27 protein-coding genes are annotated in these 26635 nt (G+C 72.1%); 11 read left to right on the forward strand and 16 right to left on the reverse strand.

From position 1 onward, the window contains the following. The first annotated feature begins 241 nt into the window (after window positions 1–241). Window positions 242–1666, forward strand: a complete 1425-nt coding sequence (locus L6E10_RS32705; protein WP_236224014.1) for an amidase family protein — start codon at window positions 242–244, stop codon at window positions 1664–1666. Between the two features lie 36 nt (window positions 1667–1702). On the opposite strand, the gene L6E10_RS32710 is transcribed toward L6E10_RS32705, so the two are convergent. The 6 genes from L6E10_RS32710 to L6E10_RS32735 all read right to left on the reverse strand — a co-directional run bounded on the left by L6E10_RS32710 (window position 1703) and on the right by L6E10_RS32735 (window position 7440). Beyond that, a complete protein-coding gene (locus L6E10_RS32710; protein WP_236224015.1) occupies window positions 1703–2569 on the reverse strand; it encodes a hypothetical protein in 867 nt (288 codons plus the stop codon). Window positions 2570–2862: 293 nt separating this feature from the next. Beyond that, a complete protein-coding gene (locus L6E10_RS32715; protein ID WP_236224016.1) occupies window positions 2863–4146 on the reverse strand; it encodes an RNA polymerase sigma factor in 1284 nt (427 codons plus the stop codon). A gap of 29 nt (window positions 4147–4175) precedes the next feature. Continuing rightward, complete coding sequence (locus L6E10_RS32720) at window positions 4176–4598, reverse strand: YciI family protein (protein ID WP_236224017.1); 423 nt, start codon at window positions 4596–4598, stop codon at window positions 4176–4178. Window positions 4599–4784: 186 nt separating this feature from the next. After that, window positions 4785–5990: an SPFH domain-containing protein gene (locus tag L6E10_RS32725; protein ID WP_240011726.1), complete on the reverse strand. Its 1206-nt coding sequence runs from the start codon at window positions 5988–5990 to the stop codon at window positions 4785–4787. 23 nt (window positions 5991–6013) lie between these two features. Further along, window positions 6014–6439, reverse strand: coding sequence for an NfeD family protein (locus tag L6E10_RS32730; RefSeq protein ID WP_236224018.1), 426 nt, complete (start codon window positions 6437–6439; stop codon window positions 6014–6016). Window positions 6440–6633: 194 nt separating this feature from the next. After that, window positions 6634–7440 carry a DUF3097 domain-containing protein gene (locus L6E10_RS32735; RefSeq protein WP_236224019.1) on the reverse strand — a complete coding sequence of 269 codons (807 nt, stop codon included), beginning with the start codon at window positions 7438–7440 and terminating at the stop codon, window positions 6634–6636. 229 nt (window positions 7441–7669) lie between these two features. Between L6E10_RS32735 and L6E10_RS32740 the strand changes: the two genes are divergently transcribed. Continuing rightward, window positions 7670–7978, forward strand: coding sequence for a hypothetical protein (locus L6E10_RS32740; RefSeq protein WP_236224020.1), 309 nt, complete (start codon window positions 7670–7672; stop codon window positions 7976–7978). A gap of 242 nt (window positions 7979–8220) precedes the next feature. Here L6E10_RS32740 and L6E10_RS32745 read toward each other — a convergent pair whose 3' ends face one another. The 3 genes from L6E10_RS32745 to L6E10_RS32755 form a co-directional block, all read right to left on the reverse strand. After that, the gene (locus L6E10_RS32745; RefSeq protein WP_236224021.1) at window positions 8221–8649 is read right to left on the reverse strand and encodes a hypothetical protein; all 429 of its coding nucleotides are present in this window, start codon (window positions 8647–8649) and stop codon (window positions 8221–8223) included. A 370-nt stretch (window positions 8650–9019) separates the two neighbouring features. Next, the gene (locus L6E10_RS32750) at window positions 9020–9805 is read right to left on the reverse strand and encodes an SCO1664 family protein (protein ID WP_236224022.1); all 786 of its coding nucleotides are present in this window, start codon (window positions 9803–9805) and stop codon (window positions 9020–9022) included. A gap of 1 nt (window position 9806) precedes the next feature. Further along, window positions 9807–10373 (reverse strand): DUF3090 domain-containing protein, encoded by a 567-nt coding sequence (locus tag L6E10_RS32755; protein ID WP_090105627.1) that lies wholly within the window; start codon window positions 10371–10373, stop codon window positions 9807–9809. 78 nt (window positions 10374–10451) lie between these two features. Between L6E10_RS32755 and L6E10_RS32760 the strand changes: the two genes are divergently transcribed. Both L6E10_RS32760 and L6E10_RS32765 read left to right on the forward strand, forming a co-directional pair. Then, the gene (locus L6E10_RS32760; RefSeq protein ID WP_236224023.1) at window positions 10452–12338 is read left to right on the forward strand and encodes a prolyl oligopeptidase family serine peptidase; all 1887 of its coding nucleotides are present in this window, start codon (window positions 10452–10454) and stop codon (window positions 12336–12338) included. Next, on the forward strand, window positions 12335–13198 hold the full coding sequence (locus tag L6E10_RS32765) for an LD-carboxypeptidase (RefSeq protein ID WP_236224024.1): 864 nt from the start codon (window positions 12335–12337) through the stop codon (window positions 13196–13198). Before L6E10_RS32760 ends, L6E10_RS32765 begins: the two co-directional genes overlap by 4 nt. Here the strand turns inward: L6E10_RS32765 and L6E10_RS32770 are convergent. After that, on the reverse strand, window positions 13172–13720 hold the full coding sequence (locus tag L6E10_RS32770; protein ID WP_236224025.1) for an HSP18 transcriptional regulator: 549 nt from the start codon (window positions 13718–13720) through the stop codon (window positions 13172–13174). The two genes, L6E10_RS32765 and L6E10_RS32770, sit on opposite strands and share 27 nt — an antisense overlap. Before the next feature lie 106 nt (window positions 13721–13826). Here L6E10_RS32770 and L6E10_RS32775 point away from each other — a divergent pair, with 106 nt between their 5' ends. From L6E10_RS32775 to L6E10_RS39980, 3 genes are read left to right on the forward strand one after another with little or no spacing between them, the layout of a single operon-like run. Continuing rightward, window positions 13827–14258 (forward strand): Hsp20/alpha crystallin family protein, encoded by a 432-nt coding sequence (locus L6E10_RS32775; protein ID WP_236224026.1) that lies wholly within the window; start codon window positions 13827–13829, stop codon window positions 14256–14258. Between the two features lie 55 nt (window positions 14259–14313). Beyond that, window positions 14314–15024: a poly-gamma-glutamate hydrolase family protein gene (locus L6E10_RS32780; RefSeq protein WP_236224027.1), complete on the forward strand. Its 711-nt coding sequence runs from the start codon at window positions 14314–14316 to the stop codon at window positions 15022–15024. Between the two features lie 9 nt (window positions 15025–15033). Beyond that, window positions 15034–15315, forward strand: coding sequence for a VOC family protein (locus L6E10_RS39980; RefSeq protein WP_236224028.1), 282 nt, complete (start codon window positions 15034–15036; stop codon window positions 15313–15315). On the opposite strand, the gene L6E10_RS32790 is transcribed toward L6E10_RS39980, so the two are convergent. The 3 genes from L6E10_RS32790 to L6E10_RS40485 are packed head-to-tail and all read right to left on the reverse strand — an operon-like array spanning window position 15312 to window position 18196. Next, window positions 15312–16523 carry an acyl-CoA dehydrogenase family protein gene (locus L6E10_RS32790; RefSeq protein ID WP_236224029.1) on the reverse strand — a complete coding sequence of 404 codons (1212 nt, stop codon included), beginning with the start codon at window positions 16521–16523 and terminating at the stop codon, window positions 15312–15314. The genes L6E10_RS39980 and L6E10_RS32790 overlap by 4 nt on opposite strands. Window positions 16524–16526: 3 nt before the next feature. Next, window positions 16527–17543, reverse strand: coding sequence for a phosphotransferase family protein (locus tag L6E10_RS32795; protein ID WP_236224030.1), 1017 nt, complete (start codon window positions 17541–17543; stop codon window positions 16527–16529). Then, window positions 17540–18196 carry an HAD family phosphatase gene (locus L6E10_RS40485; protein ID WP_236224031.1) on the reverse strand — a complete coding sequence of 219 codons (657 nt, stop codon included), beginning with the start codon at window positions 18194–18196 and terminating at the stop codon, window positions 17540–17542. Before L6E10_RS40485 ends, L6E10_RS32795 begins: the two co-directional genes overlap by 4 nt. Window positions 18197–18356: 160 nt before the next feature. On the opposite strand from L6E10_RS40485, the gene L6E10_RS32805 reads away from it, so the two are divergent. The 3 genes from L6E10_RS32805 to L6E10_RS32815 all read left to right on the forward strand — a co-directional run bounded on the left by L6E10_RS32805 (window position 18357) and on the right by L6E10_RS32815 (window position 22516). Further along, a complete protein-coding gene (locus tag L6E10_RS32805) occupies window positions 18357–19850 on the forward strand; it encodes a carboxylesterase/lipase family protein (protein ID WP_236224032.1) in 1494 nt (497 codons plus the stop codon). 3 nt (window positions 19851–19853) lie between these two features. Next, the gene (locus tag L6E10_RS32810; RefSeq protein ID WP_236224033.1) at window positions 19854–21053 is read left to right on the forward strand and encodes an MFS transporter; all 1200 of its coding nucleotides are present in this window, start codon (window positions 19854–19856) and stop codon (window positions 21051–21053) included. Between the two features lie 209 nt (window positions 21054–21262). Beyond that, the gene (locus tag L6E10_RS32815; RefSeq protein WP_236224034.1) at window positions 21263–22516 is read left to right on the forward strand and encodes a diguanylate cyclase; all 1254 of its coding nucleotides are present in this window, start codon (window positions 21263–21265) and stop codon (window positions 22514–22516) included. 10 nt (window positions 22517–22526) lie between these two features. Here the strand turns inward: L6E10_RS32815 and L6E10_RS32820 are convergent, their stop codons facing one another. Next, the gene (locus L6E10_RS32820; protein ID WP_236224035.1) at window positions 22527–23369 is read right to left on the reverse strand and encodes an alpha/beta fold hydrolase; all 843 of its coding nucleotides are present in this window, start codon (window positions 23367–23369) and stop codon (window positions 22527–22529) included. Between the two features lie 10 nt (window positions 23370–23379). Here L6E10_RS32820 and L6E10_RS32825 point away from each other — a divergent pair, with 10 nt between their 5' ends. Then, complete coding sequence (locus tag L6E10_RS32825; protein WP_236224416.1) at window positions 23380–23844, forward strand: PPOX class F420-dependent oxidoreductase; 465 nt, start codon at window positions 23380–23382, stop codon at window positions 23842–23844. A gap of 87 nt (window positions 23845–23931) precedes the next feature. On the opposite strand, the gene L6E10_RS32830 is transcribed toward L6E10_RS32825, so the two are convergent. Beyond that, a complete protein-coding gene (locus L6E10_RS32830) occupies window positions 23932–24552 on the reverse strand; it encodes a VOC family protein (protein ID WP_236224036.1) in 621 nt (206 codons plus the stop codon). A gap of 51 nt (window positions 24553–24603) precedes the next feature. Then, a complete protein-coding gene (locus L6E10_RS32835; protein ID WP_236224037.1) occupies window positions 24604–26604 on the reverse strand; it encodes an EAL domain-containing protein in 2001 nt (666 codons plus the stop codon). Window positions 26605–26635: the final 31 nt, after the last annotated feature.

A 26635-nucleotide genomic window follows, 5' to 3' on the forward strand; every position in this document is an offset into this window, starting at 1 on the left:
TGCAGTCCTGGCGGTGGCCCGTCCCGGTGCGAGTGGATGTCGTACGGCACGCGCACGCCGGTGTCGGCGGTCAGCCGGCTGTTGGCGCGGTCGATGATCTCGTGGCGGTACACCGGGGTGACGGCGTACGCCGGTGACACCAGCGTGCTCAAGGCGACGAGGACCGTCGCGGCCATCGCGAGGACCTTCAGGCGGACCACTCCCATTCCGCAGATCACCGGTCGATGCTTGGATTCGGTTCATGGAGCTGACGCAGCTGTGTTTCGCCGGGGTCGCGAGGCAGGCGCACGCCGTGCGGTCAGGTGAGGTGACCGCGCGCGAGCTGGTCCTCGAGCACCTGCGCCGCATCGAGCGCATCGACCCGAAGCTCAACGCGTTCCGGCTCGTGTTCACCGAGCAGGCACTGGCGCAGGCCGAGCGGGCCGACGCGCGCCGCGCGGCGGGTGAGGACCTGCCGCTGCTGGGCGTGCCGATCGCGGTCAAGGAGGACATCGCGGTCGAGGGCCTGCCCACCACGAAGGGCACCAACGCCGCCCGCGCCCCGCAGCCGGCCGACTCGGCGATCGTGGCGCGGCTGCGCGCGGCCGGGGCCGTGGTCATCGGCCGCACCCGCATGCCGGAGCTCGGGCTGTGGCCGCACACCGAGAGCAGCTGGGCGGGGCCGACGCGCAACCCGTGGTCGCTCACGCACTCCCCCGGCGGGTCCAGCGGCGGCTCGGCCGCGGCCGTGGCGGCGGGCCTCGCGGCCGCGGCGATCGGCACCGACGGCGCCGGCTCCCTGCGCATCCCCGCCGCGGTGACGGGCCTGTTCGCGCTCAAGCCCCAGCGCGGCCGCGTCTCCCTCGCCCCGGAACCGCAGATGCTCGGCGGTCTCGTGGTCGCGGGCCCCCTCACCCGCACGGTCGGCGACTGGGCGCTGGTCGCCGACCAGATCCACGGCGCCGCCCCCGGTGACGCCCACGTCGCGCACCCGCCCCGGACCAGCTTCACCGAGGCCGCGCGCACCGACCCCGGCCGGCTGCGGATCGGGGTGTCGCTGCGGCCGTGGGGGCCGGGCATCCCGATCGCCGACGAGGTGCGCGACGCCGTGCAGGACACCGCCGCGCTGCTCACCGACCTCGGCCACGACGTCGTGCGGCTGGACCCGCCGATGCGCGACCTCGCCGCCTCCACGCAGTTCGCGCTGCGCTACCTGCACAACGCGCACCTCGCGCGCGCCGGCCTGGAGCTCCCGGACCTGGTCGAGGCCCGCACCCGCACGGCCGCCGAGCTGGGACGCCGCGTGCCGCGCGGCCTGGTGCGGTGGGCCACCGGATCCGACACCGCGCTCACGGCGTACGCGAACCGGGTGTTCACCTCCGTCGACGTGCTGCTGACCCCGGCGCTGACCCGTCCGCCGATCCGCGTCGGCGAGTGGGACGGCCGCGACGTCGTCACCGCCCTGCTCGCCGCCGCCCGCTACACCACGTTCCTGCCGCTGTGGAACATCGTCGGCAACCCCGCCGCGTCGGTTCCCGCCGGGCGCACCTCGTCGGGGCTGCCGCTGGCGGTGCAGCTCGTGGGCCGCCAGCACGACGAGTGCACCCTGCTGTCGGTCTCCGCCCAGCTGGAGCGCGCCCGGCCGTGGGCGGACCGAACCCCCTCCGGCCTCGGTCAGGCGAACTAGAATAGTACGAGTACGTACTATCCGAAGTGGGAGCGATCAGAATCCGCGGCGGGACAACTCGTCGAGCAGTTCCCGGTCCGCCACGTGCCGCGACCTGATGTGGTCCAGGTAGTCGGCGAACGCGTCGGGCTGCAGACCGCGTAGTTGCCGCAGCCATTCCACGACCACGTCCTGCTCCTGCACGCCGCGGCGCGCCAGCTCCACCTCGACCACGCGCCGGTAGACCTCGATCGCCAGACGGCTGCCGTCCCGCACGAGGTGCTCGACCAGCTCCGCGCGCAGCGGCGGCCACCCTTCGGTGTGCACGGCCAGCGCGCGGATCTTGAGGTAGACCTCGAGGCTGGGCCGGGTCAGGAATGCCTCCCGGCACACCCGCACCGCCTGTTCGGGCGCGCCCCGCCGTACGTGCTCCTCCACCGCGAGGTCGATCAGCCGCAGCGCCGCGCCCCGGCCGCCCACGGCGCGCAGGCCCCGCTCCACCCACTCCAGGGCTTCACCGGAGCGGCCGTTGTCGCGCAGCACGGTCGCCACCTGCAGGTAGTGCCAGCCCGAGGACAGGTCCTTGGACAGCACCAGCAGCTGCAGGTCGACGTCCTCGGTGTACTCGGCGAGCTCTTCCATGACGCGCAGCAACGCCCAGCGGGCGCGGTCGTAGCGGCCGGTCTCGCCGAACCCGATCACCGGCAGCGGCTCGAACAGCGCGACGGCACGGTCGCGGTAGCGCTGCAGGCCGTCGTCGTCGAGGGCCCGTGCGTAGGCGGCGAGGCCGACGTCGGGCGCTTCGGGGTGCCGCAGTTGCAGGTCGAGCAGCCAGTCGGCGAGCCGCACGGGGTCGGCCGTGGTCTCGGCGCACGCGCGGGCGTGGGTGTCCAGCACGCGGTGGGCCAGCTCGGCCAGCTCCACGCGGTGGGCCAGCTCGCGGCGACCCCGTCCGCGAGCTGGGTGACGATCTGCTCGATCAGCGCGACGAGCTCCGGTCCGGGGTCGGTGATCAGCAACGACTGCAGCTCGACCGACACGGCGGTGAGCGCCTGCCACCGGGCGGGCCAGTCGGTGCTCTCGCTGTCGGCCTCGGCGAGCGCGGAGGCCACGGTGGCGGGCAGCGAGTGCATCACAACATCATTCCCGCGTCACCCGGTCGAGTGCCACCGATGTCGCCCTAACGGATTCGAGGTTCACCCCGCGCGGTCAGATGATCACAGTTGCGCCAGTTTCCCGGTCAGCACCTCGCGCTCGCGTTCGTTGCCGCACAACGCGATCGCCTGCTCCAGCGCCGCGCGGGCCTCGTCGCGGCGGCCGAGCCGGCGCAACAGCTCCCCGCGCACGCCCGGCAGCTGGTGGGAACCCTTGAACGCCTCACCGGCCGCCAGCGCGTCGACCAGGGGCAGCGCGGCGGCCGGTCCCCGGGCCATGGAGACGGCGACCGCGCGGTTGAGGTCCACGACCGGGGACGGGGCGAGCTTGCCGAGGCCGTCGTAGAGGGCGACGATGCGGTCCCAGTTCGTCTCCTCGACCGACCCGGCCAGCGCGTGGCACTCGGCGATCGCGGCCTGCAGCCCGTAGTAGCCGTAGCCGCGGCCCGCCTGCGCGGCCCTCGCCAGGGCGGCGCGGCCGCGGGCGATGGCGGAGCGGTCCCAGCGCCGCCGGTCCTGTTCCTGCAGCAGCACGGTCTCCCCGCCGGGGCCGCGGCGGGCCGGGAAGCGGGCGGCGGTCAGTTCCAGCAGGGCGAGCAGGCTGTGCACCTCGGGTTCGGCGGGCATCAGCCGCGACAGGATGCGCGCGAGCCGCTGCGCCTCCCCGGCCAGGTCGAAGCGGATGACCTCGTCCCCGGAGCTCGCGGAGGAGCCCTCGGTGAAGATCAGGTAGACGACCGAGAGCACCGGGGCGAGCCGGGCCGGGCGTTCGCCGACCGGCGGCACCTCGAACGGCACGTTCGCCGCGCCGAGGGTCTTCTTCGCGCGGGTGATGCGGGCCTGCACCGTCGCCGTGGGCACCAGGAACGCCCGTGCGATCTCGTCGCTGGTCAGCCCGCCGATCACGCGCAGCGTCAGCGCCACCGCGGCTTCCCGCGACAGCACCGGGTGGCACGAGGTGAACATCAGCGCGAGGGTGTCGTCGTCGATCTGGTCGGGGTCCCACAGCACGTCGTCGGGCGCCGGTCCGGGTTCGGTGGCGCCGGTGAGAGCGCCGCCCTCGGGCAGGTGGTGCGCCAGGGCGGCGTACTTCTCGTCACGGGTGCTGCGGCGGCGGAACGCGTCGATCGCACGCCGCCGCCCGACGGTGAGCAGCCACCCCGCCGGGTTGGCCGGCACGCCCTCGCGCGGCCAGGTCACCAGCGCCTCGGCCAGCGCCTCCTGGGCGAGGTCCTCGGCGAGGGCGAAGTCGCCGGTGTAGCGGGTGAGCGCACCGATGATCCTCGCGGAGTCGATGCGCCACACCGCCGCGACGGCCTTGCGTCCCGTGGGGTCACCGCTGCTCATGGCGCCCAAAATAGATCAGCGCGATCAGCTCAGAGCTGGCCGGTCGCCTCGCGCCAGGCCCGTTCCTTCTTGATCCACTCGTTGTCCTGCGGGAACTCGTCGATCGTCGGCACCCGGCGGATCTCGGTCTTGAACCCGGCGGCGGTCATCGGGGTGCGCTTGGCCCATTCGACGGCGTCCTCGATGCTGGGGACGTTGATCAGGTAGAAGCCGTTGAACAGCTCCTTGGTCTCGCCGTACGGGCCGTCGGTGACGACCGGCGGTTCGGAGGAGAAGTCGACGACCACGCCCTCCTCGGCCGGGGCGAGGCCCTCGGCGGCGATCAGCACACCGGCGTCGATGAGCTCCTCGTTGAACTTGCCGACGGTCTCGAGCATCTGGTCGAAGTCGATGTCGCCGAGGTTGTTCCACGCCTCGTCGGAGGTCACGCGCCAGATCAGCATGAACTTCATGGTGGTCTCTCCCGGGTGGTTCGTGCGGGTCCCTTGTGGACCCTTTCACGCCCAGGTCGAACGGGCGGGCGCTTCGATCGACACACGACCCGAACATTTCCTGGAACTTTCCGTTCGTCCTGGTCAGACAGGACAGCGGCCCATCCCGATGATCGGGATGGGCCGCTGGTGGTGTGTCGTGCGTGCTCAGACCTGCTCGTCGGGCTGGTGCAGCGACCGCGGCTGCTCGGCCTCCAGCTCGGGCACCGGCGCCACGCCGGCGACCTGCCGCGGCGGGGTGCTCAGCGGGCTGGGCACCTCCTGACGCGCCACCGCCTCCGCGGCGGCGACGGCCTCGGCGACCTTCGGGTCGGACTTGAGGTCGAACCAGGCGGCGACCGACTCGTCGTCGTCCTCGGGCTTCGGCCGCTCGGTGTCGTCGGCCGGCGCCTCGTAGCGGAAGACGCCGTCGTCGCCGGGCGCGCCCAGCATGCGGGCGAAGCCCTCCAGTGCCTTGCCGTAGTCGGACGGGATCATCCAGACCTTGTTCGCGTCGCCCTGCGCCATCTGCGGCAGCGTCTGCAGGTACTGGTAGGCCAGCACCTCCGGGGTGGGCTTGCCGTCCTTGATCGCGCCGAAGATCTTCTCGATGGCCTTGGCCTGACCCTGCGCCTGCAGGTAGCGGGCGGCGCGTTCACCCTGCGCGCGCAGGATCTGCGACTGCCGCTCCCCCTCCGCCGAGAGGATCGCCGCCTGCTTGGCGCCCTCGGCCGCGAGGATCTGCGACTGCTTCTGGCCCTCCGCGGTCTTGATGGACGACTCGCGCTGGCCCTCGGCGTTGAGGATCATGGCGCGCTTCTCGCGGTCGGCGCGCATCTGCTTCTCCATCGAGTCCTGGATGGAGGGCGGCGGGTCGATCGACTTGAGCTCCACGCGGGCCACGCGCAGGCCCCACCGGCCGGTCGCCTCGTCCAGCACACCGCGCAGCTGGCCGTTGATGTGGTCGCGCGAGGTCAGCGTCTCCTCGAGGCTCATGCCACCGACGAGGTTGCGCAGCGTCGTGATCGTGAGCTGCTCGACGCCGACGATGTAGTTCGAGATCTCGTACACCGCCGAGCGCGGGTCGGTGACCTGGAAGTACACGACCGTGTCGATCGAAACGGTGAGGTTGTCCTGGGTGATCACCGGCTGCGGCGGGAACGACACGACCTGCTCGCGCAGGTCGATGCGGGCACGCACCTTGTCGATGAACGGCACCATGATGTTCAGGCCGGGTGCCGCGGTGGTGCGGAAGCGGCCGAGGCGTTCGATGACGGCGGCCTGCGCCTGCGGGATGACCAGCACCGACTTCACGGCGATGGTCAGCACGAAGATCGCGATGACGGCCACGACCACGAGGGTGATCGGGTCCAACTCGTTCACATCCTTCTACGGGGTCACACGGCCGCGATGACCACGGCGGTCGCACCCGAGATCTCGACAACGGTGACGGCTTCGCCTTCTTCGACCACGGACCCGTCGAGGGTGCGCGCGCTCCAGGTCTCGCCGCCGATCTTGACCTGCCCGCCGTGCTCGTCCACCCGCGACAACGCCACGGCCCTGCCGCCCAGCAGCGCCTCGTGGTGCATGCGGACGTCGGAGCCGAGCTGCAGGCGCTTCTTGAGCAGCGGCCGGGCCGTGACGATCAGCCCCAGCGACGTCGCGGCGAACACGAGCACGCTCACCAGGTCGGCGGCGCCCAGCGCGGACACGCCCGCCGCGGCCAGCGCGGCGGCGCCGAGCATGACCAGCACGAAGTCACCGGAGAGAACCTCGGCGACGACGAGCAGTATCCCGACGATCAGCCAGATCAGCGCGGCCATGCGCCCATACATACACCAACGGGCGGTGCACAGCGCCGGGATTCACCGTGCTGGTCCCCCGACCGTGACGAAATCGATCAACGGCCGGTGCCGAGGACGGTGCGCCCGAGCCTGCCGCCGGCCTGGTCCACCCGCTGACCCCAGGCAGCGGCGCGCGGCTTTTCGAGGGGCCGGCGCCGCCCACCGCTCGCGGGTCAGTCCCGGGGAACGGTGACGAAGTCGATCAGCCGCTCGACGGCGCCGAGCAGGTCGGACTCGATGTCGCGGTAGCTGGAGACGGCGCCCAGCACGCGCTGCCAGCCCTCCCACGTCTCGCCCCAGCCGAGCTCCGCGCACACGCCGGTCTTCCAGTCGGCGCCGCGCGGCACGACCGGCCACGCCTCGATCCCGACGGCCGCGGGCTTCACGGCCTGCCAGATGTCGACGTAGGGGTGGCCGGTGACCAGCACGTCGGCGTCGGTGATCCGGTCGACGACGCGTTGTTCCTTGGAGCCCGCGACGAGGTGGTCGACCAGGACGCCGAGGCGGCGGTGCGGTGCGGGTTCGAACTCGGCGATGCGCTGCGGCAGCTCGTCGACGCCGTGCAGGGGTTCGACGACGACGCCCTCGACGCGCAGGTCGTGGCCCCACACCCGTTCGACGAGCTCGGCGTCGTGCTTGCCCTCGACCCAGATGCGGCTGGCCTTGGCCGTCCGCGCGCGCAGCCCCTCGACCTTCACCGAACCGGACGCGCTGATCTTCGGCTTCTGCCGCCCCGGCATGGGTTTGACGAGCGTGACGGGTTCGCCGTCGACGAGGAACCCGGCGGGGTTGAGCGGGAACAGCCGGTGCCGGCCGTGGCGGTCTTCGAGCACGACCCGGCCGTGCTCGAACTTCACGACCGCGCCGCAGAAACCGCTGGCGGGGTCCTCCACGACGAGGCCGGGCTCGGCCGGGATCTCGGGGACCTTCTTGCGCTTGCGGCCCGACAGGACGTCGCGGCCGTAGTCGTGGGAACGCACGGTGCCCGACCCTAGCCGTAGAAGGGTGCGAAGGCGGTGAGCCACTCGTGGACGCGGTCGAGGTCGACGTCCGCGCCGGGCAGGTCGTAGCCGCCGTGCACGAAGTCGCACCAGTCGACCGCCGGGTCGCCGACGCAGGCCCTCGGATCGATGGCCCGGGGCCCGTGCGGTCCTTGCAGGACGTTGCCGGGTGCATGTCGCCGTGCAGCAGCACGGGTGTGACGTTGTCTTGCGCGAGTTTGCGCGCACGGCGGTGCTCGGTGGCGTAGTAGGTGCCGGTGCGGCGGGGCAGCAGGGTCTCGAACAGGAAGTCGACGCGGGCGAGCAGCGGCGGGAACCCCTCGGGTGGTGCGTCGTGCAGGTGCGGCACGACCCGGGCCGGGTCGGTCGCGGGGGTGCCGGGGTGGATCCGTTCGAGCAGCAGGGCGCCGCGCGGCAGGTCGGTGTCGAGCAGGTCGACCACCGCGCCGGTGCGGGCCCAGGCGGTGAGCGCGCGGGCCTCGAGGGCGGCGACACCGAGGTCGGGGGGGGAGCTTGAGGACCGCGCCGGTGCACAGGAACGTCGCGCCGGTGCCGCCGGGCACGTGCTCGACGAGCGTGAGGTCCCAGCGGGCGGTGAGCTCGGCGACCAGGCCGGGCAGGGCGTCGACCCACCCGGTCACGTCGTCGCCGAACCGCCGGACCAGCCGTGCCCGGGCGTCGTCGTCGATCACGGTTCGCCGTTCCCCCCGTGCCGGGTGTGCCCTCTCACGCGCTTCTGGGGTCATCGGCGAGTCCGGTTCAGCGCAGGGAGCCCGCTGCGGACTGGCGGCGCAGCTGGTAGTCGGCGAGCGCGGGCCGCCACAGGCCGTTGGCGTCGAAGCAGGTCGACAGCAGCCGCAGGTCCGCGCCGTCCCCGGCGATGGCGACCTTGCCGTCCACGACCCACCGGTTGACCGGCAGCAGCGGCACCGGCCACCCCGCCACGACCAGCCGGTCGCACACCAGGCGCTGCAACCGCCCGCCGTCGTTCTCGACGATGACCGCGGGCGTGTCGAGGTCGAGGTCGCGGACGGTGGCGTGCGGGTGGTGCCGGACGCCGGCGTCGGCGAGCCGCTCCCCGCCGGGACCGATCAGGTGCACGGGCCCGAACCGGCGCGCGAGGCAGGCGGCCGCCCACGCACCGAGGCCGGCCGCGCCCACCACGACGATCCGCTCGACAGAGGTCATCTCACCGAGTCCGCCCGCACAGTTCGATGTTTCCGCAGGTCAGGACGACGAAGATAGGGCCAGGGCCCTTCGTGCGTCAAACACCCCGCCATCTCATTCGGCTGTGTCGACGGGCGGCAGGTGTTTCGCTGATCAGCAGGGGACGGTGGTCGTGCGCCGCGGGTAGGTCGTCGGCCCGTTCCCGCGGGGTGGAGCCGGTCTTGCGGGTGGCCGGGCACTCGACGGGGATCAGGCCGAAGCACGTTCTCAGACGGTGCGGGCGGCAGGGGGACAGGCCCGCGACGCCGGCGGCCGGGCCGGGCTCCGGTGCGCGGAGCGGTGACGGCCCGCTCCCGGGACGTGCGCCCACCGGCCTCGCCGTGCGGCTGGTCTAGAAGGCGGGCCAGGGGATGGCGGGCCAGTCCCCGGACGGTTCCGGGTACACCCCGGCGGCCAGGAGCTTGTCCACCCGCTCGCCCACGGCCCGCACCTCGGCGCGGGTGAGGTGGTCGTGCAGCGACTCCCCCAGCTCGCCGTCCAGCGCGGGCCGCAGCCGGCGCAGCGGTTCCAGGACGTGGTCGGGCAGCGGTTCGCGGGCCCAGCCCCACAGCACGGTGCGCAGCTTGGGTTCGACGTGCAGGCAGATGCCGTGGTCGACGCCGTGCACGGAGCCGTCGACGGCGTGCAGGACGTGGCCGCCCTTGCGGTCGGCGTTGTTGACGACGACGTCGAAGGCGGACATGGCGGCGATGCGGGGGTGATCGGCGTGCACGAGGACGGCAGGGTCGCCGAAGCGGTCGTGGGCGTGGAAGACGGGGATCCAGCCGGGTTTGACGTCGTCGACGCCGACGATGTCGACGAGCTCGTCCTCCTCGCGGGTCTCGACCCACAGCTGCACCATGCCGGTGCCGAACGGGCCGGGCCGCAGCACGGTCGGCGGGACGAGCCCGAAGGACGCGGCGGAGATCAGGTAGGTCGCCACCTCGCGGCCGGCGAGGGTGCCGTCGGGGAAGTCCCACAGCGGACGCTCGCCGCGCACGGGTTTGTAGACGCACTGGGCGTCGACGCCGTCGAGCGAGATCTTGCAGAACAGGGTCGCGTTGGAGGCGTCGACGAGGCGTCCTTCCACCTCGATGCGGCCGTGTTCGAGCAACTGCAGGGCCGCGGAGGTGTCCACGTCAGTCTTCTTCGCTGCGGCGGTAGCCGTTCTGCCGCGGGCAGATGTGGCCTTCCGCGTCGAGCGGTTCGGCGCACAGGGGGCACGGTTTGCGGCCCGCGTTGACGACGCGGTCGGCGCGTTCGGCGAAGGCGCGGGCGGCCGAGGGCGACAGGAAGACCCGCACGGCGTCGGGGCCTTCCTCGGTGTCGTCGAGCACGACGGCCTCGTCGACCTCCTCCTCGGAGATCGCGAGGAGCTCGATGACGACGGCCTTGGACTCGGCGTCCCAGCCCAGGCCCATCGTGCCGACCCGGAACTCCTCCTCGACGGGGACGTCGAGGGGCTGGGTGTCGAGGTCGTCGGGCGGCGCGTCGTCGGGCACGTCGGTGCCGAAGCGGCGGTGCACCTCCTCGAGCAGCGAGCCGATGCGTTCGGCGAGGACCTGGACCTGCTGCTTCTCGAGCGCGACGCTGATCAACCTGCTCTGCTCGGAGGCCTGCAGGTAGAAGGTGCGGTCGCCGGGCTGCCCGACTGTCCCGGCGATGAACCGGTCGGGTGCGCGGAATACGTGGATGACGCGAGCCATGGCACCTACGACCCTAGGCCACGCGGAGATCGTCGGCAGGTCCTCCCCCACCAAACACTCCGCGTATAGGGTCGGGCTGTGGTGAAGATCGCTTCGTACGGGACCTGGACCTCGCCGATCACGGCCGGTGACACCGGCGCGGCCGGCGGTGGGTTCCAGTGGGCCGACCTGCACGGTGAGCAGGTGTGGTGGGCTGAGAGCAGGCCCGCCGAGGGCGGCAGGGTGGCCTTGGTGCGCGACGGCGTGGAGGTGCTGCCCGCGCCGTGGAACGCCCGCAACCGGGTGCACGAGTACGGCGGCCGCCCGTTCGTGGTCCTGGCGCACGACCGGGTGGCGTTCACGCACTGGGACGACCAGCGCGTCTACGTGTTCGACCCCGCCTCGCCCGAGCCCGTGCCGCTGACCGAGGCGCCGCGGCGCCACCACGGCGTGCGCTACTCCGACCTGTCCGCGGGCCCGGACGGCGAGGTGTGGTGCGTGCGCGAGAGCGTCACCGGTGACGCGCGCACCGACGTGCACCGCGACCTGGTCGCGATCACCCGTTGCGGTGAGGTTCGGGTGCTGGGGGCGTCGCACCACTTCATGACCGGCCCCAAGCTCAGCCCGGACGGCACGAGGTTCGCCTGGATCGGCTGGAACCACCCGCAGATGCCGTGGGACGGCACCGAGCTGTGCGTGGCCGACGTCGGCTCGTCGGAGCACCGCGTCGTCACGGGCTCGAAGACCGAGGCGGTGTGCCAGTTCGAGTGGGAGGGCGAGGACCTGCTGGCGCTGACCGACCCGGACGGCTGGTGGAACCTCTTCCGCGTCCGTCCCGACGGCAGCCGCGAGAACCTGGCGCCGTGCGAGCAGGAGCTGGGCGGGCCGATGTGGCGGCTGGGCAACCGCTGGTTCGCCACGCTCTCACCGGGCCGCTACCTGGTGGTGCGCTCGGGTCACCTGGCGGTGCTCGACGAGCGCAGCGCGACGGTGACCGACGTGCAGACCGACCTGCCGACGTGGGCGGCGGACCTGTCGGTGCGCGACGGCGTGGTGGTGTGCGGCGCGGCGGGGCCGACGTCGGACTACGCGGTGGTGCGCCTGGACCTGTCCAACGGGGAGCTGACCTACCTCACCGGCGGGCAGCAGTCGCCGGTCTCGCCGTACCTGCCGGTGCCGGTGGAGCGCGTGTTCGGCGACATCCCTGCCTACGTCTACGCGCCGTCCAACCCGGACTTCGCCGGGCCGCAGGACGAGCTGCCGCCGTACGTGGTGCACGTGCACGGCGGTCCGACGGGCCGGGCGTTGCCCAAGCTCGACACCGACATCGCGTACTTCACCAGCCGCGGCATCGGTGTGGTGGCGGTGAACTACGGCGGCTCCACCGGCTACGGGCGGGAATTCCGGGAGCGGCTGCGCGGGCAGTGGGGTGTGGTGGACGTGCAGGACTGCGCGTTCGTGGCCCGGCAGCTGGCGCAGGAGGGCACCGCGGACCCGGCGCGGCTGGGCATCCGCGGCGGCTCGGCGGGCGGCTGGACGGCGGCGGCGTCGCTGACCTCGACGCGGGTCTACCGGTGCGGCATGGTGGCGTTCCCGATCCTGGACCTGGCGGGCTGGACGTCGCAGGGCGGCGAGACGCACGACTTCGAGTCTCGCTACGTCGAGGGCCTGGCCGGCGCGCTGCCCGAGGCCGCGCAGCGCTACGCCGAACGCTCGCCGTCGACCAAGGCGCGGTCGGTGTCGGGCCCGGTGCTGCTGCTGCAGGGCCTGGAGGACGAGATCTGCCCGCCCGAGCAGGCGAACCGGTTCGCCGCGGACCTCGCGGGGTCGGGGATCCCGCACGCGTACCTCACGTTCGAAGGTGAGCAGCACGGCTTCCGCAAGGCCGAGAACATCAAGGCGGCACTGGAGGCGGAGCTGTCGTTCTACGGCCAGGCGTTCGGGTTCGTGCCGCCGGGCGTGCCGGTGCTGGACCTGAGCCGTTGACCCAGGACCGGGTGGGCCTGCTGTCCGCCGGGGACCGGGTGGCGCTGGTGTCCCCGGCCGGCCCGGCCATGGCGTCGAGGGTGGCCGCGGGCGCGCGGGTGCTGCGCTCGTGGGGCCTGGAGGTCACCACACCCGTGGTGGGGTCGTGGTCGTTGCCGTACCTCGCGGGTTCCGACGGGGCACGGGCCGAGGAGTTCGTGTCGGCGTGGTGTTCGGACGTGGCGGCGGTGTTCTGCGTGCGCGGCGGCTACGGGTGTCTGCGGATGACCGACCTCGTGCCGTGGGAGACGTTGCCGCCGCGGGTGTTCGTGGGGTCCTCGGATGTGACGGTGCTGCACGCCGAGCTCAACGCGGTGGGCATGGCGACGGTGTTCGGGCCGATGCCGGGCACCGCGGACTTCGTCGACGACCCCCTGGCCCAGCGGCGGCTGCACGAGGTGCTGCTCACCGGCAGGCGGTCGTGGCGGGCCGGGACGCCCGTGGTGCCCGGTACCGCCCGCGGGGTGCTCACGGGCGGGAACGCGGCGTTGCTGGCGGCGTCGGTGGGCGGGCCGCGGTGGGCCGTGCCGGCGCCAGGGGCGATCGCGGTGCTCGAGGACGTCGGCGAGGAGCCCTACCGGCTGGACCGGATCCTCACCCAGCTGCTGCGGGCGGGCTGGTTCGCGCCGGTGTCGGGCATCGTGCTCGGGTCGTGGACGGACTGCGGTGACGTCTCGGCGGTGCTGGCCGACCGCCTGGGCGGGCTGGGTGTGCCGGTGCTGGGCGAGTTCGGGTTCGGCCACTGCGCCGGTTCGTGGTCGCTGCCCCTGGGCGTGCCGGCCGAGCTGGACGCCTCAGCCGGTTCGCTGACGCTGTTGTAGCGCGTCGGCGCGCAGCCTGTCGGTGTGCTCGCCGATGCCGGCGATCTGCTCGGCGAGCGCGGGCTGGCCCGCGCGCAGGCCGGGTCCGGCGTCGGCCAGGGGTGCGAGCAGACCGGCGGCGTCCTCTTCGCCGAGGGCCTGCTGCACGGCGGCGTCGTGCGGGCCGACGCGGGCGGCGAGGCCGCGCAGCACGGCGGCGTTCTCGCGGGCCCAGGCGGCGACGGCCCTGTCGCCGGCGCGCCGGTCGCGTTCGGCCTGCACGCGTTCGTCGCCGGTGCCGCTCTCGCCGGTGCGCCGCACGCGCAGGTAGCGCTTTTCCGCGGCCTGGCGGCTGGCGACGCCGAGGGCGGGGGCGAGGTCGGCCCAGCTGGTGCCGAGTTCCCGTGCGGCTTCGATGAGCTGGGGCTCCCACCCGGACAGTTCGTCGCGCAGCTGCCTGAGCAGCATCAGCGCCGCGAGCACCTCGGTGGCGCTGCCGGGTGAGGCGGCCGCGGACCGGACGGTCTCGTAGTCACTCGTCATGGTGTCATCCTTCCGACGACAATCGGTACTTGTCATCGTTCCGACGACATGCTACAACAGTGGTGCAGCGCATTGACAGTCCACGAGAGATGACTGGAGGTGTCAGATGTTGATGCGCACTGACCCGTTCCGCGAGCTCGACCGGCTGACCCAGCAGGTGTTCGGCACGACCGGGACGTGGTCGCGGCCGACGGCGATGCCGATGGACGCCTACCGCGACGGTGACGAGTTCGTGGTGTCGTTCGACTTGCCGGGCGTCTCCCCCGACGCCATCGAGCTCGACGTCGAGCGCAACGTGCTGACCGTGAAGGCGGAGCGCCGCCCGGTGGGCAAGGACGTCGAGATGCAGGTGTCGGAGAGGCCGCTGGGTGTGTTCTCGCGGCAGCTGTTCCTGGGCGACACGCTCGACACCGACCACATCGAAGCGAAGTGCGACGCGGGTGTGCTGACGCTGCGGATCCCGATCGCGGAGCGCGCGAAGCCCCGCAAGATCGCCATCACCTCGGCCGACGAGACGCCCAAGCAGATCGACGCGTGAGTCCCCCTGGCGGGCGGCGGCCGACCGGGTGATGCCGGGTAGGCTTCCGCCCGCCATGAGACCCCAGCCTCAGTGGGCGGCGTTGGACGTCTACGCGTCCAATTCCGACCTCTACGCCGATCCCCGACTGGTGGAACGGGTGGACTACCGGCGCCGCTTCAAGCGGCACCGTCCCCGCACCCCGTCGGTCGTCCTGGCCCCGCACGGCGGCGGCATCGAAGTCGGCACCTCGGAGCTGTGCCTGGCGATCGCGGGTTTCCACCCGTCCACGCGGGTGCCGATCGGCCAGACGCACGACTTCTGGATGTTCGAGGGCCTGCGGCCGGTCGCGAACGACGAGCTGCACGTGACGTCGTCCCACTGCGACGACCGCGTGGCCCGCGCCTTGGTCTCCGGCGCCGCGCACGCACTGGGCCTGCACGGCTGCACGGCCGCGGCGGCGGGCCTGGAGGACCACGACCGGGCGGTGCTGGTCGGCGGCCGTGACGTGCTGCTGCGCCAGGAGCTGCTGACCCGGCTGCGCCGCGCCGGTTTCCACACCGTCGACGCGGCCGACCACCCGGTGCTGGGCGGCTTCGACCGGTCCAACATCGCCAACCGCACCCGTTCGCGCCAAGGCGGTCAGCTGGAGCTGACCACTCCCCTGCGCACGGCGATGTTCTCCGAGAACTCCCGCTCGGACCGCAAGCACACCACGACCGAGGTGTTCTGGGACTTCGTGCACGCCTGCCGGGCGGCGCTCGCGGCGCGCGAGGCGGCGCACTAGCGTCGGGCCGTGCGCACTCGACGCGCGGCTGCCCGGCGGCACCGTCGAGACCGACGACGAGGGCCGGGCGGGTGGTCGCTCGCGTTCGAGCTCGAGCGGCACTTCCGGCGGCCGGCGAGGGAGGGCGCGCGGACGGCGTCGCGGCACCTGGACGTGCAGGTCGACGACCTGCACGCGGCGGTGGGGCACGCGCCGGCGTGGGGGGCGGTGCTCGCCGGGGTGCAGCCGCGGGACGACGTCCGGGTCCTGTTCGACCCGGACGGTCACCCGTTGTGCCTGTTCCTGGGCTAGAGGTACTTCTTGAGCTCGCGCTTGGCCAGCGACATGCGGTGCACCTCGTCGGGCCCGTCGGCCAGGCGCAGGGTGCGGGCGGCGACCCACAGCTCGGCGAGCGGGGTATCCTGGCTGACGCCGCCGGCGCCGTGGGCCTGGATGGCCTTGTCGAGGACCCATTCGGTCATCAGCGGGGTGCCGATCTTGATGGCCTGGATCTCGGTGTGGGCGCCCTTGTTGCCGACGGTGTCCATCAGCCACGCGGTCTTGAGCACCAGCAGGCGGGCCTGCTCGATGCGCACGCGGGCCTCGGCGATCCACTCCTGCACGACGCCCTGGGTGGCGATGGGCTTGCCGAACGCCACGCGCGAGACGGCGCGGCGGCACATCAGCTCCAGGGCGCGTTCGGCCATGCCGATCAGGCGCATGCAGTGGTGGATGCGGCCGGGGCCCAGGCGGGCCTGGGCGATGGCGAAGCCCTCGCCCTCGCCGGCGATGAGGTTGGTGGCGGGGACGCGGACGTCGTCGAAGACGATCTCGGCGTGACCGCCGTGGGCGTGGTCGCCGTAGCCGAAGACGCGCATCTCACGCTCGATGGTGACGCCGGGGGTGTCGCGGGGCACGAGGATCTGCGACTGCTGGCGGTGGCGGTCGGCGCCGGGGTCGGTCTTGCCCATGACGATGAAGATGGCGCAGTTGGGGTTCATCGCACCGGAGGACCACCACTTGCGGCCGTTGATGACGTAGTCGTCGCCGTCGCGTTCGATGCGGGTGGCGATGTTGGTGGCGTCGGAGGAGGCGACGTCGGGTTCGGTCATGCAGAACGCCGAGCGGATCTCGCCGTCGAGCAGCGGCTGCAGCCACTGCTTCTTCTGCTCGTCGGTGCCGAACATCGCCAGCACCTCCATGTTGCCGGTGTCCGGGGCGGCGCAGTTGAGGGCCTCGGGGGCGAGGTGGGGGCTGCGGCCGGTGATCTCGGCGAGCGGCGCGTACTGCAGGTTCGTCAGGCCGCCGCCGTGCTCGGCGTCGGGCAGGAACAGGTTCCACAGACCCTGGCGGCGGGCCTCGGCCTTGAGCTCGTCGAGGACCGGCTGGCGCTGCCACGGGTCGGTGGCGGCGTGCAGCTGCCGCTCGAGCACCGCTTCGGCGGGGTAGACGTGGGAGTCCATGAACGCGAGGAGCTTGCCGCGCAGTTCCTCGGTCTTGGCGTCGTAGGCGAAGTCCATGACTCAGAGCTCCTTGTGGGCCGCGGCGAGTCCCTGCCGCACGAGGGGAACGGTGAACGCGCCGAGCTTGTCGAAGCCGGCGCCGACGGTCTTGCCGCTGGCGAAGCGGAAGTGGATGCCCTCGACGATGACGGCGAGCTTGAAGTAGCCGAAGGCGATGTACCAGCCCAGTCCGGAGGTGTCGGTGCCGGTGCGGGCGGTGTAGCGGGCGACGAGCTCGTCGGCGGTGAGGAACCCGGGCAGCGAGGTGACGCCGCCGGTGATGGGGTCGCTGCCGGCGCGCGGGTCGGCGCCCAGGCCCTCCCAGTAGACGTAGAGCAGGCCGAGGTCGGCGAGCGGGTCGCCGAGGGTGGCCATCTCCCAGTCCAGCACGGCGCTGATGCCGAGCGGGTCGCGGGTGACGAGGGCGTTGTCGAGGCGGAAGTCGCCGTGGATGATCGCGGGGCGCGGCGAGTCGGGGACGGTGCCGGCGAGCTTGTCGCGCAGTTCGTCGATGCCGGGCAGGTCGCGGCTGCGGGAGGCGTCGAGCTGCTTGCCCCACCGCGTGACCTGCCGGGCGAGGAACCCCTCCGGGCGGCCGAAGTCCTGCAGGCCGACGGAGGCGGGGTCGACCGAGTGCAGGTCGGCGAGCACGTCGACCAGCCGTGCGGACAGGGCGGTGGCCTGCTCGGCGGTGAGCCACGGGCACTGGGAGCGTTCGCGCAGGGCGGCGCCGGGCATCTCGTCCATGAGGTAGAACGGCGCGCCGATGACGGAGGTGTCCTCGACGAGCAGGCGGGCGCCGGGCACGGGCACGGTGGTGCCGGCCAGGGCGGAGATGACGCGGAACTCGCGGGCCATGTCGTGGGCGGTGGCCAGGACGTGGCCCAGCGGCGGGCGGCGCAGCACCCAGCTGTCGGTGCCGTCGCTGACGCGGTAGGTGAGGTTGGAGCGGCCGCCGCGGAACAGCTCGCCGGTCAGCGGGCCCGTGCCGAGGTGGGTGGCGAGCGCGGCCAGGTCGAGGCCGGGGAGGTCGGTCACAGGTTCACTCCGAGGGTGGCGAGGTGAGCGCGGGTGGCGTCGGCGCCGGTGTGGCGGAAGGCGTGCATGCCCACGGCCTGGGCGGCTTCGACGTTGACGGGGGCGTCGTCGAAGAACACCGCGCGGCCGGCGGGGACGCCGATCCGCTCGAGGGTGTGGCGGTAGATGCGCTCGTCGGGTTTGCGCAGGCCGATGCGGCCGCTGATGACGATGGTGTCGAACAGCTCGAGCAGCAGGTCCTTGGGGTAGCCCTCGCCCCAGCTGTTGGACAGCAGCGCGGTGTGCAGGCCGGCGGCGCGGGCGGCGCGGACGAGTTCGACCATCGCCGGGTCGGGGGTGGCGCCGCCGAACATGCGCTGGAGCAGCCCGTTCTCGTCGATCTTCGCGCCGCTGGTGGTGATGAGCTCGGCGGCGAGCAGCCGTTCGAACTCGGCGACGGTCAGCTCGCCGGTCTCCAGGCGGAACACGGGGTTGTCCGGCAGGGCGTCGCGGCCGAGCCAGTCGCGCATGATGCGGCCGTAGACGTCGCGGTCGATGGCCTCGGCGTGCAGCCAGGCGCCGACGAACTCGGGTACGGAGACGGTCAGGACGCCGCCCCAGTCGAAGACGAGCGCGTCGACCTCGGGTCGCCGCGGAAGCGTTGTGTCACCCACGGAACGGAGGGTACCGACCGGTCGGTATGTCGGCAACCGGTGCTGTCGGCAACGACTTTCGGAGGACCCACCAGTCCCCTTCCTCCGGTTTCCCGCGCGCCTGGGTCTCGCTACGTTCGAACCCGAAAGGCACTGACGGACCGGTGACCTGGGGAGTGCTGTGAGGACGTTGCTGTCGGCGGTCGTGTCCGCCGTGATGGCGTGTGCGGTGATGGTGAGCCCGGCTGCCGCCGACAGTGGTGGCGCCGTCGTGCGCACGGACAAGGGGACCGTGCGGGGAACGGTGACCGGGGCGGTGCGGACCTTCGGCGCCATCCCGTTCGCCGCCGCCCCCGTCGGCGACAACCGGTGGCGCGACCCGCAGCCCGTACCGCCGTGGCGCGGCGTGCGGGACGCCACGAGGCCCGCGCCGCGCTGCGCGCAGAACCCGCAGCTGGGCGAACCCGGCTCCGAGGCCGAGGACTGCCTCTACCTCGACGTCACCACACCGGCCCGGCACCCGCGCACACCGCGGCCGGTCATGGTGTGGATCCACGGCGGCGGGTTCACCTCGGGCACGGCGTCGATGTACGACGCGACGTGGCTGGCCGCCCGCACCGACGCCGTCGTGGTCACCGTGAACTACCGGCTCGGCGTGTTCGGGTTCTTCGGGCACCCCGGCCTCGCCGGCTCCGGGGCCTTCGGGCTCGCCGACCAGCAGGCGGCGCTGCGGTGGGTGCAGCGCAACGCACGGGCGTTCGGCGGCGACGCGCGCAACGTGACGGTGTTCGGCGAATCCGCCGGCGGCCTGAGCGTGTGCGCCCAACTGGCCTCACCACGCGCGGCCGGCCTGTTCGCCAAGGCGATCATCCAATCCGGGCCGTGCGCGCTCGAACTGCCGTCGTTCACCACCCCCGGCGAGTTCACGGGCGTGTGGCGCTCGCGCACCGCCACCGAGCAGGCCGGAGCCGGAGCACTGGGCTGCGCGGACATCGCGTGCCTGCGCGCACAGCCGGTCACGGCGCTGCTGACGCTGCACGAGCAGTTCGCCTCACCGTCGTTCGACACCGCGGTCCTGCCGATCGACCCCGTCGTGGCGCAGCGCACCGGCCGCATGCACCGCGTACCGACCATGGTGGGCTCCACCCACGACGAGATGACCCTGTTCGCGCCCCTGTTCTGGCCGCAGCCGCTGCCCGAGACCTCCTACGGCGAGCTGCTGACCGCGATCTTCGGAACGCACGCGGCACCGGTCGCCGCGCGCTACCCCGTCAACGGCAACGGCGACGCGCGCGACGAGATCGCCCACGTGCTGACCGACCGGTCGTGGGCCTGCCCCTCCCAGGACACGCGCGACCAGCTGCGCCGGCACACCCGCGTGTCCGGCTACGAGTTCGCCGACCCGGACGTGCCGATGATCTTCCCCGGCCTGCCGCCGTTCCCCGAGTACGGCGCCTACCACGGCTCCGAACTGCTGATGCTGTTCGACCTGGGCCAGACCCTCACACCGGCACAGCGCCGCGTGTCGGACCACATGATCGCCGCGTGGGGACGGTTCGCCCGCACCGGCGACCCGGGCTGGCGTGCCCCCGTCCAGTCCTTCGCACCCGGCGCGACCGGCGCGACCGACTTCGTCCGCGATCACCGGTGCGGGTTCTGGTCGTCCATCCTGTAGGGCGTGCCCGGATACCGCGACCTCGCCCGTGACACCGAGTTCCGCGCGCTGTTCGCGGCGCACGCGGTGTCAGTCGCCGGAGACCAGTTCGCGAGGGTCGCGCTCACGGTGCACGTCTACGACCGCACCGCCAGCACCGGCCTGACCGCGCTGACCTACGCGCTGACGTTCCTGCCGGACCTGGTCGGCGGGCCGCTGCTCTCCGGCCTGGCCGACCGGTTCGCCCGCAAGGACGTCATGGTCGCCGCCGACCTCGTCCGCGCCGCACTGCTGCTCGCCATGGTCATCCCCGGGATGCCGCTGTGGCTGCTCGCCGCCGTGCTGGTGCTCGTCCAGCTCGCGGGCGCACCCCACGGAGCCGCACGGGCGGCGCTGCTGCCGCAGATCCTGCCCGACCAGCGCTACCCCCTGGGCCAGGCCGTGCTCAGCACCGCCACCCAGATCGCACAGGTCGCCGGGTTCGTCGGCGGCGGAGCCCTCGTGGCACTGCTCGGCCACCGACCCGTGCTCATCGCCGACGCCGTGACGTTCCTGCTCGCCGCGTCCCTCACCGCGGTGTTCCTGCACGACCGGCCCGCACCACGCGCCACACACGCACGGGCCTGGCCCGCCGACCTCCTCGGCGGGGCACGACTGGTGTGGGGCGACCGGCGACTGCGCGCACTGGTCGCCCTCGCCTGCGTCTCCGGGTTCTACATCGCGGGCGAAGCCCTCGCCGCGCCCTACTCGGCCCAGCTCGGAGCCGGACCGGCCGGGGTCGGCCTGATCTTCGGCGCCTACGCCGCCGGAGCCGCCATCGGAATGCTCCTCGTCGCACGCCTGGACCACCAGCGGCAACTGCGGCTCATGCCCTGGCTCGCCATCGCCGCCTGCGCCGCACTCGTCCCGGCCGCGACCCAGCCGGGCCTGGCCCTCAGCGTGACGATGTTCGCGCTGTCCGGAGCAGCCAGCGCCTACCACCTCATCGCCAACACCACCTTCGTCCGCGCGGTCCCGGACTCCTCACGCGGACAGGCGTTCGGCCTGGCCGTCACCGCGCTGCGCGTCTCCCAGAGCCTCGGGGTGGCCCTGGCCGGCGTGGCCGCCGAACGACTCGCCGCGCACCTCGTCGTCGCCGCCGCCGGAGCACTCGGCGTGCTCGCGGCAGGCGGTGCGGCGCTCGTGTGGTGGGTCAGCGGGTCTCGCTCGAACGCCAGTCGTTAGGACGCTGCCAGTCGTTGGGACGCTGCCAGTCGTTCGGGCGGACGGGACGCGGGGAAGAAGTGCGGACGATCATGACGGATCTCCTTCGACAAAAGGGATGCGGAAATCGTGAGTACTACTCAGGGTGAGGTCCCCCACATGGAGCCACGACTTTGAGTTACCCGGTAGCTACAGTTGTTTCTTCCTGACGGTGGTGTGGGGGTGGCAGCGTGCCTGGGCTCGACCCGCGCCGATGGAGGTTATGGTCGCTTCCTCCTGCGGTGCTGGCCTATGTCGTGACGGTGGTCGTTTCGGCGTCCCTCGTCACGATCGCCACCGCATGGCGTACCCCTGCCGAGGCCTTGACCTGGCCGTTGTTCCTGCTGCTCGCCGGCGGCGCCGTGCTGCACCTCGAAGCAGCCCAGGGAATCGAGCGCATCCGCGAGATCTCCCGCGAAGGCTCACCGCACGCCCACATGCAGTCCGTGTGGCTGTTCGCGGGCGTGCTCGTACTACCGACGCCCCTGCTGGTCGCGCTGATCACCATCAGCTACCTGCACGCGTGGCTCCGGGTCTACAAACGACGCGCGGTCCTGTTCCGCAAGGTGTTCTCCGCGGCCACTGTCGTACTCGCATGCGCCGCCGCGCAACTCATTCTTCGCATCTTTTCGAACCGGCCTCTTGACGTTGACGGACCCCTCGGACTGCTCGCCCTCACCAGCGCCGGCCTCGCCTACTGGCTCGTCAACTACGCCCTCGTCGTCGGCGCCATCGTCATGACCAACCGCGACCAGCCCGCCCGCGCCGCCCTGGGCAACGCCTCCGACCAGCTGATCATCCTCGCCTCCATCGGCCTGGGCTCCGTACTCGCGATCATGATGTCGAGCCGCCCCTGGCTCACCCCGCTGCTGCTGCTCACCGTCCTGGCCCTGCACATGGGCCTGCTGCTACCCCAGTTCCGCGTCGCCGCCCGCACCGACTCCAAAACCGGCCTCGTCGACGCCACCTTCTGGCACGACGTCGCCGGCCGCGAGATCGAACGCGCCCGCCGCCTGCTGTCCACCGTCGGCGTGCTGATCCTCGACCTCGACCACTTCAAACAGATCAACGACACCTACGGCCACCTCGCCGGCGACAAAGTCCTGCGCGCCGTCGCCGACGCCCTCAAGCACTCCGTGCGCTCCTACGACCTCGTCGGCCGCTTCGGCGGCGAGGAGTTCGCCGTCCTGCTGCCCGGCGTCAGCACCGACGAGGTCCGCGCCACCGCCGAACGCATCCGCTTCGAAATCGCGAGCCTGCACATCGTCGCCGTCGACCGCCTCGGCCGCGAACAGGTCGTCTCCGGCCTCACCGCCTCCGTCGGCGCCGCCGTGTTCCCCGACAACGCCACCGACCTGTCCCCGCTGCTGCTCGCCGCCGACGAAGCCCTCTACCAGGCCAAGAACAACGGCCGCGACCGCGTCGCCACCGCCGCCGCCCGCTGACCCCACCCGATCAGCCCCGCAGGAACGCCTCCACCTGCCGCGCGACCGTGTCCGGATCCTCCACCCACGGGTAGTGCCCCACACCCTCGTGCACGAACACCGTCACATCGGAAAACAGCTCCGCCAACTCCCGGCACCGCCGCACCGGCGAAATCGGATCCTCCGAACACGCGTACACCAGCACCGGGTGACCGAACTCCACCAACGCCCGCCGCAACACCCCCGGCACGAACGCCCCCTCGGCGTTGTAGCCCCGCGCCGCCTCGCAGTTCCACTGCCCCAACTCGGCCCGCGCATGCGCCCGCGCCCGCTCGTCCCACCGCGCGTACAGCAACGGCGACACCGCCACCCGGTTCTCCACCGAGACGTCACCCTCCCCGGTGCGCCGCAGCGCCGCCGTCGCCGACTCGAACCACGGCTCACCGGCCCGCGCCGCCAGGAACGCGTCCCAGTCACCGCGCTCCGGCGACAACCCCACACTGCGCAACGCCGGCGCCAGCAGCACCAGCTTCCCCACCCGATCCGGGAAATCCGCCGCATACCCCATCGCGATCCCCGCACCCGCCGAATGCCCCAGCACGTCCACCACCGCGAGCCCCAGGTGCCGACGCAACATCTCCACGTCCCGCACCAGCAGATCCCGCCGATAGGTCACCCGATCCGCCGGCTCACCGGACTCCCCCGTCCCCCGGTTGTCCAGCACCACCAGCCGCCGCGACCCCTCCAGCCCGCCCAACGTCTCCAGGTACTCCGAAGCCCGGCCGGGACCACCGGCCAGCACCACCAGCGGAGCACCCCCACCGACCTCCCGGTAAGCGAGCTGCGTGCCGTCGAACGAGGTGAACCGTGCCATGCTGCACATCATGCCGAAGATCGCCACGTCCGACCGGGTCGACCGGCCACAGCTGCTCGAGTTCCTGCGCCCCCGCCACCACGGCGTTCTCATCACCCGCCGCAGCAGCACCGACGGCGTGCAGGTCTCCCCCGTCTCCTGCGGCATCGACGCACAGGGCCGCATCGTCGTCTCCACCTACCCCCAGCGCGCCAAGGTCCGCAACGCCCGCCGCAACCCCGCCGTCACCCTGTGCGTGCTCTCCGACGACTGGGACGGCGCCTACGTCCAGGTCGACGGCACCGCCGAAGTCCTCGACCTCCCCGACGCCCTCGACGACTTCGTCGACTACTACCGCTGCACAGCAGGCGAACACCCCGACTGGGACGAGTACCGCGCCGCCATGCTGCGCCAGGGCAAAGCCCTCATCCGCATCACCATCGACAGCTGGGGCCCCATCGCCACCGGCGGCTTCCCACCCGAACTGCAGCAATGACCCAGAGGCTCACGCCAGAACCCCTGCTGGGTGATACACGCCCAGCAGGACGCCTCGCGGCAACCTGACCACTAACCCGCCCAGCCACTAACCCGCCCAGTTCCCGCCCCACCCCGCGGGCCCCTCCAGCAACCCGCAGTACCCGCCGTGCGGGCCCTCCACCGACGCCACCCTGCCGATCGGCAGCAGACCGGGACCCGTACCCACCTCGCCCCCCAGCTCCACCACCCGCGCACACGCCGCCTCCACGTCGTCCACCGCGAAGAACACACCCCAGTGCGACACCGCGCCCGGACACGACCGCATCGTCCCCGCCACCGGCCGCGCCCCACCGTGCCGAGCCGACGTGTACAGCCCCAGCGCCCCATCCCCGGCCGCCGACCCCCAACCCAGCTCCGCGGTCCAGTAGGCGTCGTCCTGCTCCGGCGCGCTCGCCAGCAACTGCACCCAGCACGGCTCACCATGCCGCGGCGGCGGCGCCCACGGACCGTGCAACACCCGCCCACCGTCCACAGAGGAATTCGCCCGCAACGCCCGCGCCCCGTCACCACCGAAGAACACGTGCCAACCCTGATCCCCCGCAACAACCCGAGCCGCCAGCCGATCACCCACGAAACCCGAGAACGACCCACCGGGCTCCGCGATCACCGCCCACCCCAGCACCCCGGCGAAGAAATCCACCGACAACTCGGGCTCGGCAACGCTCAACTCAAGACGACGAAGACCACAAGACGACACGGGCATCCCATCAGGCGGGGATCAGGAGCGCGCACCATCCTCTGCTCCGACCACCCGAGACGACAATGCGCCATTCGGACGCATGCGCTCCGCGTCCACGACATCACGCAACGGCACCGGCCGGCCCAGGTGGAAACCCTGCCCCACCCGCACCCCCAACCGCCGCAAAGCCTCCACCTGCGACGGACGCTCCACCCACTCCGCCACCGCCGACAACCCCAGCCCGTCCGCGATCCGCACGATCCCCGACACCAGCACCGCATCCGCGTCACTGGTCTCGATGCCCTTCACGAACTCACCGTCGATCTTGATCCCCGTGATCGGCAAGTGCTTCAAGTGCACGAACGACCCGAACCCCGAACCGAAGTCGTCCAACGTGATCCGGCACCCGAAACCCCGCAGCTGCGTCGCCAGCGCCACCGCCGCGTCCAGGTTCGTCACCGCCGCCGTCTCCGTGATCTCCAACCCCAGCCGCCCCGGCGCCACACCGGCAGACCCCAGCCTGTCCAGCACGAAATCCCCGAACTCCGGGTCCTCCAACGTCCGGCCCGACACGTTCACGTTGAACCGCAACCGCGAATCCGGCTGCGCCACCAACGCGTCGATCGCCGTCGACAACACCCACCGGTCCACGTCCAGGATCAGGTTCGACCGCTCCGCCACCGGCAGGAAGTCCGCAGGCCCCAAATACGGCTCCTGCCCGTCCTCCAACCGCAACAACAACTCATGACCCAGCGTCACACCCGACGACAACTCCACCATCGGCATCCCGTACAACGTCAGACCGCCACCCGCCAGAGCCGCCCGCAACCGGTCCAGCACACTGACCCGCTTCACCGTGTCCGCGTAGTGGTTCGGCTCGTACACCGTCACCCGGTCCCGGCCCGCCGCCTTCGACGCGTACAACGCCAGATCCGCGTTCGCCAGCACCAGCTCCCACGAATCCCCCGGACCGAACTCCGCCAGCCCCGTGCTCACCGTGATCCGCGCCGGCGTCCCCGTCCCCGCCAGCGGAAAACCCGCCACCGCGTCCCGCAGCCCGTCCGCCACCTCCGACGCGTCCTTCGGCGACGCCCCCGGCAACACCACCGCGAACTCATCACCACCCAGACGAGCGATCAACCTGTCACCCAAACGAGACTGCAACGCCGACGCCAGCATCCGCATCACCCGGTCACCCACCGCATGACCGCGCAGATCGTTGACGTCCTTGAAGTTGTCCAGGTCCAGCACCAGCAACGCACCCGAACCGTTGTTCGCCAGCTCCCGCTCCAACGCCCGCGTCAACGCCCGCCGGTTCGGCAACCCCGTCAACGGGTCCTGCTCCGCCATCCGCAGCAGCTCGTCGTGCACCCGCGACGACTGCGTCACGTCATGAGCCGTGCCCAACGCCCGCAACGGCGAGCCGTCATCACCCAGCACGACCTCACCGAAGCACTCGAACACCCGCTCCTTGCCGTCCGGACGCAACATCCGGTGCGTGTACGTGAACACCGACCCCGTCTTCAGAGCCGCGTCCAGCGTCTCCTCGATCATCGGCAGGTCCTCCGGGTGCACCAGCTGCGAGTACAGCCCGAAGTCGAACGCCGTCCCCGGCTCGAACCCGAACATCTCCAGCAACGTGTCCGACCACGTCACCCGGTCCTCGCGGATCGACCACTCCCAGGTCCCCATCCGGCCCAACGCCTGCGCCCGGCGCAACGCGTCCGCCTCCTGGGTCACCGTCAGCTCACGATCACGCCACGCCGACACGTCCACGACCTCGTACATCAGGTCGTCACCCAGCCGGGAGCACCGCACCTCAAGCCACTTCGGCCCCGGTGCCAGCACCTCCCGCACCGGAGCAGGCACCTCGGGCACCCCCGGCAGCAGCGCGGGCAACGACCGCCCGTACGCCTGCTCCACCGGAACCCCCAGCACAGCACCCAGCGCGCGGTTGCACCACAACAGGTTCCCGCGCGCATCCGTCACGGCATAGCCGACACCCGCCCGGTCCAGCACCGTGCGGCAGTAGGAGGTCACGCGCGTCATGATCGTCCGATCACCGGACGTA

It is taken from the genome of Lentzea sp. CC55 (assembly GCF_021056325.1).
Taxonomy (GTDB): Bacteria; Actinomycetota; Actinomycetes; order Mycobacteriales; family Pseudonocardiaceae; genus Lentzea; species Lentzea jiangxiensis.